We start from the raw sequence: 16,470 nt of genomic DNA, 5'->3' as shown, positions 1-16,470 counted from the left end.
GTGGATTTTGGTACAAGACTTTTACGAAAAAGAGCTGCTCTCTAAAGTTATTGCTATGCCGGCCAATACTAACCCAAGCGGGAACATATTTGGCGGCTGGATAATGTCGCTTATGGACATTGCGGCAGGAAGCCTGGCTGGACGTATAGCCAAAGGAACCGTAGTTACCAAGGCGGTCAAAGACCTAACCTTTGATCACCCAATATTAGTGGGGGACGAAGTATCGGTCTATGGCTCGGTTACGCGTATAGGAAAGACGTCAATTACGCTTGATGTAGAGGTCAGTATCCGTCACGCCTCAGATGAAGAGGTTCATCGGGCAGTCTATGGATCTTTTATCATGGTGGCAGTAGATGAAAAACGCAGGCCCAGGCAGATAACCGACAGCAAACTGAGGGGGCCTTATTGCTCTGTAGTAAACGGGTTTTCCCAACTCGTATACTCGTAAGACGTTAATCCAAAGATACGTTATGGCCGGCCGCATCGATCGCTCTTAGCGGTTTTTCATACACCCCTAAGCTGCCAGATTCTCGAAGAAGCTGTGTAGTTATTTTGCGTTCAGCTAGAACGTTAGGGTGAGGCCTTAGATCGATCAGCAGCTCTACCTTAGGCAGCATACTGGACAGCGTATCGTCTGATATATCTGAATCATGCGGAATAAGCAGCAGCTTGCCAGCATTCAGCAAAAAATAATCTCGGATTTGTTTTTCAATTTTGTTGCACCCAACGCTAAGCGCCCAGTGTTTTATTGTATTCCTGGCACGCATTTTGGTATTAACGACTATGGTATCGCCAGAGCGTATGGCAAAAGCCCGGCCGTCGCTGTTTATAAATAAGCATAGCTTAGGCGACATAGCATACAGTCCAAGCGATAAGATAATACCCAGTAAACCAACAATTCGCCATTTTCGTTGCCATATAATAAGCCATAGGAACGAAAGGGTAAAAATTGACAGAGTAGCTTTTGTTGGCGTTGGGCAAATGATTTGTGATCCGGGCAGATCTGATACAAAATTAGCGATGTTCGCTAACTGCGCAAGTGACCAATTAACAACGTAGAAGCCAACATTGGCTGCCGCTGGCCACCAACAAAATGCAAGCACAAACGTCAGGCCAGGAATAATGACAAACCCAACCAATGGAATGGCCAAAACATTCGAAGGTATGCTGTTCAACGTAAGCATGTTGAAGGAATTAACCGTAAACGGAATAACACTTAGGGATGCGGCTGTTGTCGAACAGACCGTCGACAGAATATAAATGCCCAATTTGGACGTTTGTTTTTCACGGGTGCGGTTAAAGAAGTTCTTGATAAACTTGGCCTCGTACGTTGCTATCAGCGTTGCGGTTGCTGCAAATGACATCTGAAAACCAGGCAGAAAAATTGATTCAGGCGCAAAAAGTACGATAAGGGCGGCAGCAATGGCCAGCGACCTCATTGACAGAGGTTTACGGTCTGCCAGTACACCAAAAATCACGATTAAATACGCGACCAGCGCCCTTGTGGCAGGGATTTTATTACCAGATATAAACAAATACGCCGTCGCTGCAATAAGCGAAATTACTGCAGCAATCTTTTTGGTATTATATCTAAGCGCGACGACCGGAATCATGGCAAAAATCCACCTGAAAACTGTAAATATCACGCCGCCAAAAATGCACATGTGAAGGCCAGATATCGCCAAAATGTGCACCATTCCAGCATTAGCAAAGCTGTTTCTTATGTTCTGGTTCACCAGCGGATCCCCAGTAATCAAAGCGCAGGCGATTGTGTACTGATCATGATCTAGGTGACGTTTGAAATAGGCGTTGATAGCCGATCTTATTTTGTAAATCAGCGCCGTCGGCCTGCTGGCTGAGTAAGATATTACTTTAGGCGGTAAGAATAGTACGCCGTTTGCGCTGATACCCCTGAGGACGGCAATCTGTCGGCTGTCAAAATCACCGTAATACTGCGGTTGCCGAAGGGGAAACAGCATAGCGTTAACCTTTGCCAGACTTTGTGGCAACAGCCTGTCGTCCTTAACCATCAGGTCACGAATACGTCCCTTAGCTGTTATCTTGATTTTGGAATGCAGCAGAGCAGCTGGCGCATCTTCATCGTCTGGTAATTCCTCTATCACGGCGGTTATTGCCGTACTGTTAGAGGAATGATCTATGCTGTTTATCCTGACTTTACATGACAGTGAAAGGGAATCATTAACCTCAAAAGCAAGGTGGTTACGCATTTCTGCTGCTAAAAAGCCAGCGATGGTTGCCGCTAAGATTACAAATGACTCAAGGTAAAGCCTTTTAATGATAAACAGGCATGTGACAGAAATTATTGCCGCCAAGCAATAAGGCGCTTTTTCCTGGCAAACGGCAATAATTACGCCGACTCCAACAAAAAGCGGCAGCCAGCAAAACCAGCGTCGCTTCTCTTCTATCAGATTGTTCCACAAGGCGTGATAAAGTGATAAGCTGCGCAACGTTGGGCTCGTATTAAAAAGTATCAAAGCGCTCAATGATATTGTCTGAGGGATTGTGTGTCCATCATTACCAGATTTGCGCCGTCTCCAACTGGTTTCTTGCACATCGGCGGTGCGCGCACAGCCCTGTTTAATTGGCTGTTTGCCAGGCATATGGGCGGTAAGTTCCTCTTGCGTATAGAGGATACCGACCGTGAGCGCTTTACCCAAGAGGCGGTTGACGCTATTTTTTCGGGGCTTGAGTGGCTTGGCCTGAACTGGGACGGCGAGGCAGTATTCCAGTTTGTGCGAGCGCCCAGGCACCGCGAAGTAGTTGATGAGATGTTAAAAAGCGGAAACGCTTATTATTGCTATTGCTCACAGGAAGAACTGGCCGCGATGAAAGATCAAGCCAAAGCTGCCGGCCTGGCGCCAAGATACAATGGATACTGGCGCGACCGTGACCCTAAACTGGCCCCGGCTGGCGTAAAGCCGGTTGTAAGGCTTAAAGCCCCAATTGCCGGAAAGACTGTTCTGAACGACTTGGTGCAGGGAACGGTTGTTACTGATAATGCCCAGCTTGACGACATGATACTACTGCGTAGCGACGGAACCCCAACCTATATGCTTTCTGTCGTTGTGGATGACCACGATATGGACGTTACGCATGTGATTCGGGGCGATGACCACCTGACCAACACATTCCGCCAGATCCAAATATACCAGGCTATGTCATGGCAGGCGCCGGAATTCGGCCATATACCGCTTATACACGGGCCGGATGGAGCAAAAATGTCCAAAAGGCATGGAGCTTTAGGAGTCGATGCCTATAAGGCTGTGGGCATGTTGCCGCAGGCTATGTGCAATTACCTGCTTCGCTTAGGCTGGGCGCATGGCGATGATGAAATTATCCCAGTCGAGCGAGCCGTTAAATGGTTCAATATCGAAGGGATAGGTAAATCCCCGGCTAGGTTCGATATAAATAAATTGCTAAGCCTGAATGCGCATTACCTAAGGCAAACCGCCAATGACCAACTAGCTGATAAAATTGCCGAATTCCTGCCTCAAGATGTATCCGGAAAATTGCAAGAGACTGATTATCGGCGGAGGATAACCTCAGGAATGGACGGCCTTAAGCAAAGGGCAAAGACGCTGATTGAGTTGGCGGAGGGGGCAAAATTCTATCTGCTTGATGCGCCTTTGCCGATGGATAGTGAGCTGAAATCACTGCTTAATAAAGCTGAAAATCAGGAAATCCTACAAAAGCTGGTTGAGCTGCTTGAGCCATTTGGCGAGTGGAATGAAAGTAGCCTTCATAACATGGTTAAAGAGTTTTCTGAAGGTCTGGGAATCGGGCTGGGGCATGTGGCTAAGCTAGTACGCGCAGCTTTGACCGGAAGCAACATATCGCCCAGTATATTTGAGATAATGCAAGCTTTTGGCAAACAGGAAACCCTAAATCGCCTTAAAACGAAGTATTAGTTAGCAAGGAAAGATTGCTATATTTTTTGATTTGTAACACTTTTAAGGAGTGTAAATGGAAACCACATTTTTTTTGGAGTGGAAATTCGCAGGCGATCAAGTTGCCAAAGGAATTTAGATTAAAGGGAACCGTTGCCGATATACGCCGGGAAGGACATAAAATAATAATTCAAGAAAAAGAAACGCTTACCTGGGATGAATTTTTTCTAAACATGCGTCATGTCCTGATTTTGAATTGAAGCGCTCGGATAATTGTGCTCCGCAAGAACGAGATTGGCTCAAATGAATTACATCCTCGATATTGATATTTGCCCATACATCATAAATGGGGAATAAAAAATATAGAAATTTTTGTAAAATCTTAGATTAGCGTTTCTGCGAAAGCGTATTTATGAGTCAGCTTGTTATTTTATTTCTGTCGACAATCATCCATGAAATCAGTCACGGATTTGTTGCATATCTTTTTGGCGACAAAACCGCTAAACTCGCAGGCAGGCTCAGCTTAAATCCCCTAAAGCACGTAGATCCCATCGGCAGCATCATTTTGCCGGCACTACTTAAGCTAAGCGGCGCAAGCTTCATCTTTGGTTACGCCAAACCTGTTCCAATCAATCCTGATCGCTTTTCTTCGTATAAAGTGGGGATGATTTGTGTTGCGCTTGCGGGACCGCTTAGCAACCTTGTTTTGGCAGGCATTTTTGCCGCCATGATTGGTGTGTCTTTTGATGGAACGAGCAACTCGTACATACACGTGCTTACAGGTGGGTTGGCGGTTAATTGCGCTTTGTTTCTGTTTAATATGCTGCCAATTCTGCCGCTTGATGGTGGAAGGATTGTTACAGCCCTTATGCCAGCCAAACTCGCCGAGGCCTTATCCAAGACCGAGCCATTCGGAATTCTGGTAGTTATGGGGATATGTATACTGACCCCGTATTTAGAGGGAGCGCTCGGGATTCCTTTGGATTTTATGAAAAGAGCATTTTCCCCTATGCTAGAGGCGCTGTACATGTTTTTTATTAAATTAGCGGTTCCTATCTGATACAAAATGGTCCTATGCACGATATAAGATTCATCCGCAGTTTTCCTGAGCAGTTTGATAAACACCTTACGCGTAGAAGGGTTTCTGGCATCACCACTGCCGAAATTTTGGCCTTAGACAAACGCCACCGAGATTTTATTCAGCAAACTCAAAATGCTCAGCAAGAAAGAAATGAAATCGCACAGCAAATTGGGAAAATAAAAGCGGAAGGAGGCAGTGACAGTGAAACTGCAACACTGACGTCTCGCGCTTCTGAGGTTCGTAAGCAAATCGAAAGCTTAAGTAACTCTTGCGCTGAGCTGCAAGCTGAGCTGGACGGCATACTTTCATCGATTCCAAACATACTGGATGAAAGTGTTCCTGACGGGGCGGACGAGTCGGAAAATCGGGTCGAGCGGCAATGGGGTGAGATTGGACAACTGGGTTTTGAGCCAAAGCCTCATTACGATATAGGTGAAAAGCTTGGATTGATGGACTTTGACGCCGCCGCCAAGATTGCCGGAAGCCGTTTTGTTATACTTAAAGGCGATCTGGCCAGGCTAGAGCGCGCTTTGGCCGCTTATATGCTGGATAATCACGTATCCAAGTTTGGCTATACTGAGATCAGCCCCCCGCTCTTAGTAAACTCCGACGCGGTGTACGGCGTTGGTCAACTGCCCAAGTTTGCCGAAGATATGTTTAAAACCCTTGATGGGCGATGGCTAATTTCAACGGCAGAAGTATCTTTGACCAATCTGGTTCGTGACAGCATTATTGACGCGGATCTTCTGCCCCTAAGGTACACAGCCTACACCCCTTGTTTTCGTTCAGAAGCTGGTTCGGCGGGTAAGGATACTCGGGGGATGATTCGTATGCATCAGTTCGGCAAGGTTGAGATGGTGTCAATCGTCAGGCCAGAGGAAAGCACGCATGAGCATGAACGTATGACCTCAATTGCCGAAGGGTTGCTGCAGGAACTAAATCTGCCTTACCGTGTGGTATGCCTGTGTAGTGGTGATATTGGATTTTCTTCGCAAAAAACCTTTGACATTGAGGTCTGGTTGCCAAGCTGTAGGCGATATCGTGAAATATCCAGCTGCTCAAACTGCGGCAGTTTTCAGGCACGCCGCATGAATGCCAGGTTTAAATACCTAGAGGGCGATCAAAAAAAGATCGAGTATGTTCATACCTTAAACGGCTCTGGTCTGCCAATAGGGCGCACTATGGTCGCTATCCTAGAAAATTATCAGCAAGCCGATTGTACGGTTGTAATTCCTGAAGTTTTGCGCAAATATATGGGCGGCGCTAAGGAGATTTCTTTACATGGCGGCAAGTAAAACTAAGCCCTCTGTCTCGGGCCTTAGAATACTCGTTTGTAACGACGATGGGATTCAGTCGCAAGGGCTGAAAGCGCTGGAGCGCGTTGCCAAAACCCTTTCACCTGACGTGTGGGTTGTCGCCCCTGAGTATGAACAAAGCGGTCGCAGTAACGCCTTAACTTTAATGGAGTCGCTAAGAATTCGGGAAATCTCACCTAGGCGTTTTTCCACTAGTGGAACACCAGCAGATTGTGTAATTTTGGCTGTCAACCGCATACTATCAGATAAAAAGCCTGACTTGATACTAAGCGGCATTAATCATGGATCAAACATAAGCGATTCTGCCGTTATGTCCGGCACAGTTGGCGGTGCCAATATGGGGGCTCACCACTTCATCAAAAGCATGGCGATAAGCCAGGAATGTGGAAGGGGCGGTGTACCTAAGCTAGCCACGCCAGAGTACTTTCTTCCGGGTATCATTAAAAAGCTTATTTCGTTCGACTGGCCCGAGCGGGTTTTTATGAACGTAAACTTTCCTGACGCGCTTCCAGGGGCGGTAAAAAAGACAATAGTATTACCCCAAGGCTTTGTTGGTATGGACTGGAACGTTGCTGAGCGATTAGATCCGAACAATAGCCCGTACTACTGGATCAGCAGTCATTGGCACAAGCCTAACCAAAAGACTAATACGGACTCGGACATCATAACAGACAGCTCTATTATAAGCATAACGCCGATGATATCGACGTTTACGGCAGATTCATTCATGGATACTTTGAAAAAACACTTCTCAAATGCACATTGCGGGTAAAGGAAGTTGGGGCTGCGTCCTGTTGCTGTTGCTAATTGCTTTAGCCGTGTCCGGATGCGCCAGACGCGATGCGCCGGCCCCCATTGAGTATGGGATTAAAAACGACGGTTTTTCTGGTGATAATTATCAAACACAGCGTCATAAAGTTATTCACGGCGATACAATTGTCAGCATTGCCAGGCAATACATGGTTTCTGTTGCCCTGTTATTAGAGTACAACAGGCTTACAAGCGCTAACCTCAGGATCGGTCAGGTCCTTATAATTCCGCAAAGGACAGCGACAGGGGTGATGCCAGAAAAAGTCCAAGTTGTTTCGTCTGCGCCCATCATAAAAGTGCAGCAAGAAGGCGAAGGGATTAGGTCCGGTCCAAACGGCTTGTCACCAGATAAATATGCTGAGCAATTGGTGAAAAGTAAACCAGCCAAAGCGTCTGAGAAAGTTTCGCCCCAGGAATTAGAGCGCAAGCTTGATGCACAACTGGCCAGCATAAAGGGCCAAAAGGCGTCACCTGCAACAGAACCACAAAAGAAAAGCGTCCTGCCTAAAAAAGTAGAATCAGCTCAAGTGACGCTTAATCCGCCATTGCAGGGTAAGATTTTATCTAAATACAAAGCGCTGCTTGGCGATGGTTATAACGATGGGATAAATATCGGGGCTAAGCTTGGCGCGCCGGTGAAGGCAGCTGGCTCTGGCACTGTTTTGTTTGCAAGCGATCAGCTTAAGGCTTATGGGAATCTTGTTCTTATTAAGCACAATGACAGCCTAATGACGGTATATGGTCATCTGTCTAAAATAGCCGTAAAAAAAGGGACTAAGGTACGCGGCGGTACAGTAATCGGTTGGGTCGGCAAAAGCGGCAATGTATCCACCCCTCAATTGCATTTTGAGGTGAGGCTTAATAAAGCCCCTGTAGATCCAAATAAGTTTATCAAGCAGTGGTGATACGCGTCATATTAACTGAAACACATGCAGCATGAATTCTCAGTTGTTTTATCTACAGTCCCATCTAAACAACATGCTGAGCTTCTTTGCCGCAAGCTGCTAGAGCAAAACTTGGCCGCTTGCATCCAAATTCACAGAACGAAAAGTTTATACCTGTGGCAAGGCGAGATAAAACAAGCTTACGAGTATTGCTTGGTGATCAAGACTAAAAAGGATTTGTTTGAAAAGCTGTTCGCCTTAATAAAGCATTATCACCCCTATGATATTCCTGAGATAATTCAACTGCCGATCAGCGATGGATCGAAAGATTATCTCGATTGGATTCGGGATGCAAAATATGGCTTTTAAAGTCCTGAAGTGTTGCGTATAATTTATTCGAGTTTTTATTAGGTGATATATGAATTACAGATATTCCCGGTCTTCTGATGCGGCTGCGGTACAGGGCGATTATGGCCTACGCAGCTATATGGCGAGGGTTTACAACTATATGGCCGCTGGTCTTGGCATTACCGGCGCAGTGTCTTATTTTGTCTATAATGTGCCAAGCCTGCTGTACACGGTACACACGTCTCCGCTTAGGTATCTGTTTATGTTAGCGCCTTTGGCATTGGTGCTTGTGTTCGGTTTTAGAATTCATAAGATGTCTTTATCTGCCGCTCAAGGCTGTTTTTGGGCCTATGCCTCGCTGATGGGGGTAAGCTTATCTTATTTGTTTGTATTATACTCAGGCGAGAGTATTACCAGAGTCTTCTTTATTACTGCGATCATGTTCCTTAGCATGAGCATTTGGGGGCATACGACTAAACGCGATTTGACAGAGTTCGGAGCGTTCCTCTTTATGGGACTGGTTGGCTTAGTTATAGCCTCGCTTGTTAATTTGTTCATGCACAGCTCTATGCTTCATTTTGTCACGTCTGTAGTTGGGGTTTTGGTGTTCACTGGACTTACGGCATATGATACCCAAAAGATCAAGAGCAGCTACTATTACGGCAGTGGAAGTAACGCTGAAGCGCTGGGCAAGCAGGCGGTTTACGGCGCGCTGATGCTTTATCTTGATTTTATCAATATATTCATAAGCCTTTTGCATATTATGGGCGAACGCAAGTGATGCGATTGGCGTTGCCATTATGTTTCTGTGGAAAAAGAAGTTTAAGGTCAGCTGCAATCCGGAAGAGTACTTAGATTTCTGGCAAGATAAAATTGTAGAGTTGGCCCCAGAAGTTGCCCTTGGCGGGGCCTGCGTACTGGATTTTGGCGTCTTCCCTAAAGAAATAGAATCTAAACTTAGACACAGCATACGCAAAAGCTGTATCGATGCCGAGGTGCTTGATGAATGGATATACTTTGTCCGAGAGCGTTTGTCATCTAAAGCCGAATCCGATTCAGCTTTATTTAAATAATATATTTTGTTCTTGGCACGCAGCCTTAAAAAGTATTAAAGATCCCGTTTTTGCAAGTGAAATTGGTTGCATATTTCCCGATGGGCGCGCTCCTGGTAATCTAAAACAAGAAGTGGATGACCTTATTTCAGACAGGTGGAATAAGTTCGTTCTAAGCATCACAAAATACGCCGAATATCCCAGAAATTATGTGCACTTTTGCTCTGAAGGGCGAAGGCATAACATATGGGAAGATAAAACTGCCAAAGCCTATTGCCTTAGGGACTTTCTGCCATTTTTGCCCAAAGGGGTTATGCTTTTCATAAGCTCACCTATGAATACCCCTTCTTTATTTCATCTGCCTGCCATGACCTTAGCAAATGAAATGCAAAATACATCAATGATCTCTGTATTTTTAGATTGGGGCGAAGAAGGGTATAAGAATGATTATGATTTCTCAGAGTATATAGAAAACATCCTGATGCCAGCTTATGCGGCTGTGTCTAATCGGTTCGGCTTACCTGTTTACTTAATGGGGCATCATCTGGGGTCAATTGCGGCTTGTTCACTTAGCGTACTGCTGACGAATGAGGACAGGCCAGCTGGTACCGTTTTGATGTCAATGCCATGGGATTTCAGGGATTACACCCACACAGAACAAAATGCTTTAGACCAAATCTTAATAGCCTACATCTTGCAAAAGCTAGAAGGAGAAGAACAATTCTCTTTTTTGCTGCAGATACTGTTGAATTGCTTTTATCCAGGAAGGATGCTTAAAAAAATTTGCGACTTCGCCAGTGAGCCGGATCAGGATAAAAAAGAGCTGTTTGTGCAGATTTTCGATTGGTTGTGTGACACTCGTCGCTTGCCGAAAAAGCTTGTCATGCAATTTGTGCTCGATTGGTTTAGACAAAACAGCATTCTAAAGAAAGAATTTTATGTCTGTGGGCAGTTGCTTGATCCTAGGCGTATCATGAATTCCGTTCTTTTGATCAACCCGCTTCGGGATAGGGTCGTTCCGTACGCCTCATCAAAAAAGTTTGTTAGGCAGTTGCGAGATTGCTCACTTTTGTCCCCCGACACTGGTTTTTTTGGAATCTTTACTGACGAGAAGGCGAATGAGATGTTTGCCAATGGTTTTAAAAGCTGGATTATGAAGACGGGGATTTAAGTTGTCTAAAATTGCATTAGTAACTGGCGGCGTGCGTGGCATTGGCGCTGAGATTGCCATTGTTCTTAAAGCGGCAGGCTATTGCGTCTTGTCCACCTATAACAAAAACGACGAGGCGGCAGAAAAGTTTAAGTCTGAGCACAACATTCCTGTTTTTAAATGGGATGTAGCTGATTTTACCGCTTGCAGCGACGGTATAAAAGCTGTTGAAGCCGCCTTTGGTCCTGTAGACATCCTAGTGAACAACGCTGGTATTACTCGCGATTGTATGATGCACAGAATGGATGTTCAAAAGTGGACGGACGTTATCACCACTAACTTAAACTCTGTTTTTAATATGTGTCGTGCGGTTATACCAGGTATGCGAGAGCGAAATTTCGGCCGCATAGTCAGCATCAGCTCAATTAATGGCCTTAAGGGACAAATAGGCCAAACCAATTACGCGGCGGCAAAAGCCGGCATTATCGGATTTTCTAAGGCCCTGGCGCTTGAGTCTGCGCGCAGTAACATAACCGTTAATTGCATCGCCCCAGGCTATATAGACACCGATATGATAAAATCAATTCCAAGCGACATAATCAGCGCAATAAAAACTCAAATCCCTTGCGGACGATTGGGTAGCCCGCGTGAAATTGCAGACGTCGTAAAATTTTTAGTAAGCGACAGTGCCAGTTACATCACAGGCGCCACAATAAGCGTAAACGGCGGTCAATATCTTTGCTAAGCCTATTCAAAATCCGCTCATTCACATAAAATCTGCCTACTAGTCTTTTTTATGTTGTTGTCTCTTCTTAGTTGTGTTAGTTTGTAAGGGCTCTTTGTTTTGGATTCGCGTCACTGGACTCTTTCTTCTATCAAACGGGCAGGTTTTGTTTTTAAGGATATGCATTAATGAATAAGATTTATATTGGCAATATATCGTATAGTACCACGGAAAATGATCTCGCCAGCTTGTTTGGACAGTGTGGCAAAGTAGTAAGCGCTACGGTTATAAAAGATCGTTACACTGGCCGGTCGAAGGGTTTTGGTTTCGTCGAGTTTGACAGCAATGACTCAGCTAATGCAGCAGTTGAGAAATTCAACAGCTATGACCTTGGCGGACGTCAATTGCGAGTTAACATCGCTACCGGCAAGCCCGAGGGCGGCAACTTCCGTAGAGATAACAGAAACTCTTAAGTTTCAGTACTCAATAAACGTATAAAAAACTGCAGTTGCTGTGGCAACTGTGGTTTTTGCTTGCGTACAGCAGATATTGCAATAATCCTACCCTAGGTTATACGGCCCTAATTTGTTGGCGCTAGTAGTTTTTTAAGCGCTTGCATAGTACAATCCTTGTCGTCAAGCGCTGAGGTAATTGTATGTTTTTGTTAGATTCCATAAGGAAAATCATTGGCTCTCGGAACGAGCGCATTATCAAACAATACAGTAAAACTGTGCAGGCAATAAACGCGCTAGAGCCGGAAATATCAAAACTCAGCGACGACGATTTAAAGAACAAAACTGCAGAATTCAAAAAGCGCCTCGGTGAAGAAGAAAAGCTTGAGGATATATTGCCAGAAGCCTTTGCGGTTGTACGAGAAGCGTCGGTTAGAGCGCTGGGGATGCGACACTTCGACGTTCAGCTGATTGGCGGAATGGTCCTGCATGAAGGCAAAATCGCCGAAATGAAGACGGGTGAAGGTAAGACCCTCGTCGCTACACTGCCGGTATACCTTAATGCGCTGACAGGCAATGGCGTGCATGTAGTTACCGTAAATGATTACCTAGCCAGAAGGGACGCCCAATGGATGGGGAAGATTTATGAATTTTTGGGATTAAGCGTTGGGATTATTGTTAACAGCCTTAACGATTCTCAGCGGCGCGACGCCTATAACTGCGACATAACATATGCCACTAACAACGAGCTGGGGTTCGATTATCTGCGCGATAATATGAAGTTTTCCAAAAACGACTTCGCACAAAGGCCGTTTAGTTATGCCATAGTGGACGAAGTCGACAGCATCCTGATAGACGAAGCCCGAACCCCGCTTATCATCTCTGGTCAGGCGGAAGATTCTACTGAGCTGTACAGGCAGGTCAACAAGCTGATTCCTTCTCTGTCAAAGGATGATTATGAGATAGATCTTAAGCAAAGGCAGGTCACGCTTACCGAGGCCGGTAATGCTCATATGGAGGATATACTTAAGCACAGCGGCTTGCTGAAGTCGGAAAACCTCTACGACTTTAGTAACATGGCCATAGTACATCACTTGAATCAGGCACTTAAGGCGCATTTCCTATTCCGTAAAGATGTGGACTATATAGTCAAAGACGGAAAAATCATCATAATAGATGAATTTACCGGACGCATGATGGAAGGCCGCCGGTATTCGGAAGGGCTGCATCAAGCTCTAGAGGCCAAAGAAGAAGTCAGGGTAGAGATGGAAAATCAAACCCTAGCGTCGATTACGTTCCAGAATTTTTTCCGTATATACCCAAAGCTCGCCGGTATGACTGGTACAGCGGAAACAGAGGCCGCCGAGCTTATGGACATATATAAGCTTGATACAATTGTCATTCCGACCAATGTGCTTGTCCAGCGTAAGGATCTGGACGACGAGATATATCGCACCGAGGGCGAAAAGTTTAAAGCTATTGTAAGTCTGGTTAAAGATTGTCAATCCCGCAAACAACCAGCGCTTATCGGAACAATAAGCATTGAAAAATCCGAGCAATTATCCCAGCACCTTAAAAAAGAGGGGATAAAGCATAATGTACTAAACGCTCGTTATCATGAAATGGAAGCCCAAATAATCGCCGAAGCAGGTCGACCTGGGGCTGTAACCATTGCTACCAACATGGCGGGACGAGGGACTGACATAAAGCTGGGCGGAAACCTTGAGGCACGTATTAGTACTGAACTAGCTGGTATAGAAGACCCGGATATTATTAAGGAAAAAATGCAGCAGTTTGCCGATGAGCTTAAGTGTGACTTTGAAATCGTCAAGCAAGCCGGTGGGCTTTATATAATTGGTACAGAGCGCCACGAAAGCCGAAGGATTGACAATCAGCTACGCGGCCGTTCCGGTCGGCAAGGCGACCCTGGGGTTTCAAAGTTCTTTCTGTCGCTTCAGGACGACCTGATGAAGATATTCGGCTCAAATAAGCTAGACAAAGTGTTGCAGCGCCTTGGGCTAGAGGAAGACGAAGCCATTACCCACCCCTGGGTCAATAAGGCGATTGAAAAGGCTCAAGGGCGGGTGGAGGCAAGAAACTACGACCTGCGTAAGCATCTCCTCAAATATGACGATGTAATGAACGATCAAAGGAAGGTCATTTATTCGCAACGTAAAGACCTGATACTAGATGCTGATCCAGAAGTATTAAAAGAAGAAATTTTTGACATGCGTACAGAGGTGATTGATAACCTTGCAGAGCAATACATGCCGGCTTCGCTGCCATCAGATCAGTGGAACTTGGACGGGCTTGCCGAAGAGTTTAACAACATTTTTGGCATCTCGATGGAGCCATCCATATGGAAAGAAGGCTCTGAAGTCTCACGTGACGTCATATATAAACAGCTGACTGACGCTGCCGAAGTTGCATATCAAGAAAAAGAAAGCCGTTATACGCCGGAGGTTATGCGTCAGATCGAGAAATCAGTCATGCTGCAAATTATTGATCAGCATTGGAAGGAGCATTTGCTCAGTCTAGATTGGCTGCGCCAAGGGATTAATCTACGCGCTTATGGGCAGCGTGATCCGCTTAACGAGTATAAAACGGAGGCGTTTAATCTGTTTGAGCTAATGTCAAATGCCATACGCTCAGATGCGGTACGTATCATTAGTAAGATAGAGTTGTCTAATACTCAGGCTTTGAATGAACCTCCTCAAAATCCCGAAGATACTGCCGGTACATCACAAGCCAATTCAGCACAAAATCTGTCAAGAAATTCTCCCTGCCCATGCGGAAGCGGCAGAAAGTATAAACACTGTCACGGAAAAATTTAGATCTATATCATTGTTCTAGCCTTAAGTTATGGCAAATCAACAGCCATAATTTCTGAGCGTTTAAAAAGTGTGTGATATTGGCGTGAATTACATATTTTTCCGAGATGTAGCATCATCCATACTGGAGATTATCTTAAATCCAAAAGCCCCCATTAGCAGTCCTACAGGTACTGCCGCTATGCCGTAGCAAAATGCTGAATCCATACCGAATTCACTGAAAATATTAATGACACTTCCGATTATACCGTGAAAGATATAACCAAAAATCATGATAATCATATTGACCACAGCTGTTGTAAGGTTTGCCGTGTTTTTGCTCACATACGTAGATGCCTTGTATATTGCTAAAATCTGGTATGCCGAGCATATTCCGACAATAACAAAACAGACCGTTAGACTTACAGTATTGAAAACTTTGGCAAGCAGCATCACAAATATAATAAACATCGTAACTGCAGAAAGTATTATGGATCTAATATATCCAACTCTTTCCGCAATGAAGTTAAGAACCGGCGCCCCAAAGCACATACCAACAAAAATCATGGATGTCAGATAGCTCGCGTTGCTGCCCTCAATGCCGTAACACTGGTGCAAAAACTTCGGCCCCCAGATATCTGCAAACCCTTCAAGAGGACTGACCATCAGTCCAGAGGAAAAGCAAGCTATAATGACTTTCCGATTGGTTAGAACATCACGTAAACCGAAGAACATAGACTGTCGGGAGTCTGAATCACCGCCCTCATCCTCTTTTACACCAGGAATAACAAAGCAAGCAATGACAGCCAGTAACACTCCTACTGCGGCAAGAATGCCAATGGCGCCCCTGTAGCCGAAAGCTTCGCACATAGAGCGCACCGGAGCCCCTCCGTAAATGGCTCCTGAGAGACCGATGGTAACACAAAAACTCAACATCCTTGTAAAGCGCTGCTCGTCAAATGCCATGCGAATGATCTTAAATGAACCGAGAATTGCTGCAGATGACCCGATTCCAGTAACTACTCTGCCCATGGTCGGAAATATCCATTCTTTCCCGAAAATAAGCGGCAGTGTTCCTGCTGCCGAAAGCAAAATACAGATTGGAATAATTTTTCTCGGGCCATACTTGTCCAACATAATCCCGAGCGGAATGTGCATTAATGAATAACTGATGTAGTAAACCCCAGAAAATTGGCCAAAAATTGTGGCATTCATACTGAACTGCTGCATTATATCATCCAGCAAAACGCTTGGCATTACCCTGAGAATATATTGATAAGCATACCGAAGCCGTTAACCACATAATCCATGCGGCACTGCGAGAACTTGACATAGCTCCTCTCCCGATCCTAAGTGGCGCGCCTAAAAAGCGTTCGCCCAAAGACGAGGGCGTTAACCCGACTCCACCTAATTACATAAAAAACATTGTGGGTTTTAAAAGATAATCTAACAAGCAGGCTCATGTCTGATCACAAGAAAAAATCAAGCCAATCGGGCTATTAGTACTGGTTAGCTAAACGCATTACTGCGCGTACACACCCAGCCTATCAACGTGGTGGTCTACCACGGCCCTGATGGCGAGAACTAGTTTCGAGGCAAGTTTCCCGCTTAGATGCTTTCAGCGGTTATCTTTCCCATGCATAGCTACCCAGCGCTGCAGCTGGCGCTACAACTGGCACACCATTGGCATGTCCACTCCGGTCCTCTCGTACTAAGAGCAGCACCTCTCAATTCTCGTACACCCACGGCAGATAGAAACCGAACTGTCTAACGACGTTCTGAACCCAGCTCACGTACCGCTTTAATTGGCGAACAGCCAAACCCTTGGGACCTACTACAGCCCCAGGATGGGATGAGCCGACATCGAGGTGCCAAACTTTCTCGTCGATATGGACTCTTGGAGAAAATAAGCCTGTTATCCCCGGGGTAGCTTTT

Annotated in this window: 16 protein-coding genes and 1 rRNA gene; 14 read left to right on the top strand and 3 right to left on the bottom strand. The window is 45.4% G+C overall.

Translation table 11 applies throughout. From position 1 onward, the window contains the following. The first annotated feature begins 7 nt into the window (after window positions 1-7). Complete coding sequence (locus LBL30_02155) at window positions 8-448, top strand: acyl-CoA thioesterase (GenBank protein ID MDR1031906.1); 441 nt, start codon at window positions 8-10, stop codon at window positions 446-448. 4 nt (window positions 449-452) lie between these two features. Here LBL30_02155 and LBL30_02150 read toward each other — a convergent pair whose 3' ends face one another. Next, window positions 453-2,468 (bottom strand): ComEC/Rec2 family competence protein, encoded by a 2,016-nt coding sequence (locus tag LBL30_02150; GenBank protein MDR1031905.1) that lies wholly within the window; start codon window positions 2,466-2,468, stop codon window positions 453-455. Between the two features lie 57 nt (window positions 2,469-2,525). On the opposite strand from LBL30_02150, the gene gltX reads away from it, so the two are divergent. From gltX to secA, 13 genes are all read left to right on the top strand, one after another. Then, window positions 2,526-3,929, top strand: coding sequence for a glutamate--tRNA ligase (gene gltX / locus LBL30_02145; protein ID MDR1031904.1), 1,404 nt, complete (start codon window positions 2,526-2,528; stop codon window positions 3,927-3,929). A gap of 26 nt (window positions 3,930-3,955) precedes the next feature. Next, a complete protein-coding gene (locus tag LBL30_02140) occupies window positions 3,956-4,168 on the top strand; it encodes an AbrB/MazE/SpoVT family DNA-binding domain-containing protein (GenBank protein MDR1031903.1) in 213 nt (70 codons plus the stop codon). 152 nt (window positions 4,169-4,320) lie between these two features. After that, on the top strand, window positions 4,321-4,968 hold the full coding sequence (locus LBL30_02135; protein MDR1031902.1) for a site-2 protease family protein: 648 nt from the start codon (window positions 4,321-4,323) through the stop codon (window positions 4,966-4,968). A 14-nt stretch (window positions 4,969-4,982) separates the two neighbouring features. Continuing rightward, a complete protein-coding gene (serS, locus tag LBL30_02130; protein MDR1031901.1) occupies window positions 4,983-6,284 on the top strand; it encodes a serine--tRNA ligase in 1,302 nt (433 codons plus the stop codon). Continuing rightward, window positions 6,271-7,077, top strand: coding sequence for a 5'/3'-nucleotidase SurE (gene surE / locus LBL30_02125; GenBank protein ID MDR1031900.1), 807 nt, complete (start codon window positions 6,271-6,273; stop codon window positions 7,075-7,077). Before serS ends, surE begins: the two co-directional genes overlap by 14 nt. A gap of 22 nt (window positions 7,078-7,099) precedes the next feature. Then, window positions 7,100-8,020 (top strand): M23 family metallopeptidase, encoded by a 921-nt coding sequence (locus LBL30_02120; GenBank protein ID MDR1031899.1) that lies wholly within the window; start codon window positions 7,100-7,102, stop codon window positions 8,018-8,020. Between the two features lie 24 nt (window positions 8,021-8,044). Further along, window positions 8,045-8,368 (top strand): divalent-cation tolerance protein CutA, encoded by a 324-nt coding sequence (locus LBL30_02115; GenBank protein ID MDR1031898.1) that lies wholly within the window; start codon window positions 8,045-8,047, stop codon window positions 8,366-8,368. 49 nt (window positions 8,369-8,417) lie between these two features. Continuing rightward, window positions 8,418-9,128, top strand: coding sequence for a Bax inhibitor-1/YccA family protein (locus LBL30_02110; protein MDR1031897.1), 711 nt, complete (start codon window positions 8,418-8,420; stop codon window positions 9,126-9,128). A 19-nt stretch (window positions 9,129-9,147) separates the two neighbouring features. Continuing rightward, window positions 9,148-9,420, top strand: coding sequence for a hypothetical protein (locus LBL30_02105; protein MDR1031896.1), 273 nt, complete (start codon window positions 9,148-9,150; stop codon window positions 9,418-9,420). Between the two features lie 112 nt (window positions 9,421-9,532). Continuing rightward, window positions 9,533-10,570, top strand: coding sequence for a hypothetical protein (locus LBL30_02100; GenBank protein MDR1031895.1), 1,038 nt, complete (start codon window positions 9,533-9,535; stop codon window positions 10,568-10,570). A gap of 1 nt (window position 10,571) precedes the next feature. Then, window positions 10,572-11,294, top strand: coding sequence for an acetoacetyl-CoA reductase (gene phbB, locus LBL30_02095; protein ID MDR1031894.1), 723 nt, complete (start codon window positions 10,572-10,574; stop codon window positions 11,292-11,294). 167 nt (window positions 11,295-11,461) lie between these two features. Next, a complete protein-coding gene (locus LBL30_02090; protein ID MDR1031893.1) occupies window positions 11,462-11,746 on the top strand; it encodes an RNA-binding protein in 285 nt (94 codons plus the stop codon). 182 nt (window positions 11,747-11,928) lie between these two features. Continuing rightward, window positions 11,929-14,559 carry a preprotein translocase subunit SecA gene (gene secA, locus LBL30_02085; GenBank protein ID MDR1031892.1) on the top strand — a complete coding sequence of 877 codons (2,631 nt, stop codon included), beginning with the start codon at window positions 11,929-11,931 and terminating at the stop codon, window positions 14,557-14,559. Window positions 14,560-14,646: 87 nt separating this feature from the next. Here the strand turns inward: secA and LBL30_02080 are convergent, their stop codons facing one another. Then, window positions 14,647-15,792: an MFS transporter gene (locus LBL30_02080; GenBank protein ID MDR1031891.1), complete on the bottom strand. Its 1,146-nt coding sequence runs from the start codon at window positions 15,790-15,792 to the stop codon at window positions 14,647-14,649. A 221-nt stretch (window positions 15,793-16,013) separates the two neighbouring features. Then, window positions 16,014-16,470: ribosomal RNA gene (locus LBL30_02075) — 23S ribosomal RNA — on the bottom strand; the annotation flags it as partial.

The organism is Holosporales bacterium (assembly GCA_031263535.1).
Lineage (GTDB): Bacteria > Pseudomonadota > Alphaproteobacteria > UBA3830 > JAIRWN01 > JAIRWN01.
The sequence above is the reverse complement of the archived record's forward strand: the minus strand, read 5'-3'. Positions and strand labels throughout refer to the sequence as shown.

What these genes read in the sequence shown, in the direction of transcription:
- LBL30_02135 (MDR1031902.1), top strand. Translation starts at nt 4,321, where the DNA reads ATGAGTCAGCTTGTTATTTTATTTCTGTCGACAATCATCCATGAAATC.
- serS (MDR1031901.1), top strand. Translation starts at nt 4,983, where the DNA reads ATGCACGATATAAGATTCATCCGCAGTTTTCCTGAGCAGTTTGATAAA.
- surE (MDR1031900.1), top strand. Translation starts at nt 6,271, where the DNA reads ATGGCGGCAAGTAAAACTAAGCCCTCTGTCTCGGGCCTTAGAATACTC.
- LBL30_02115 (MDR1031898.1), top strand. Translation starts at nt 8,045, where the DNA reads ATGCAGCATGAATTCTCAGTTGTTTTATCTACAGTCCCATCTAAACAA.
- LBL30_02110 (MDR1031897.1), top strand. Translation starts at nt 8,418, where the DNA reads ATGAATTACAGATATTCCCGGTCTTCTGATGCGGCTGCGGTACAGGGC.
- LBL30_02105 (MDR1031896.1), top strand. Translation starts at nt 9,148, where the DNA reads ATGTTTCTGTGGAAAAAGAAGTTTAAGGTCAGCTGCAATCCGGAAGAG.
- LBL30_02090 (MDR1031893.1), top strand. Translation starts at nt 11,462, where the DNA reads ATGAATAAGATTTATATTGGCAATATATCGTATAGTACCACGGAAAAT.
- secA (MDR1031892.1), top strand. Translation starts at nt 11,929, where the DNA reads ATGTTTTTGTTAGATTCCATAAGGAAAATCATTGGCTCTCGGAACGAG.
- LBL30_02080 (MDR1031891.1), bottom strand. Translation starts at nt 15,792, where the DNA reads ATGCCAAGCGTTTTGCTGGATGATATAATGCAGCAGTTCAGTATGAAT.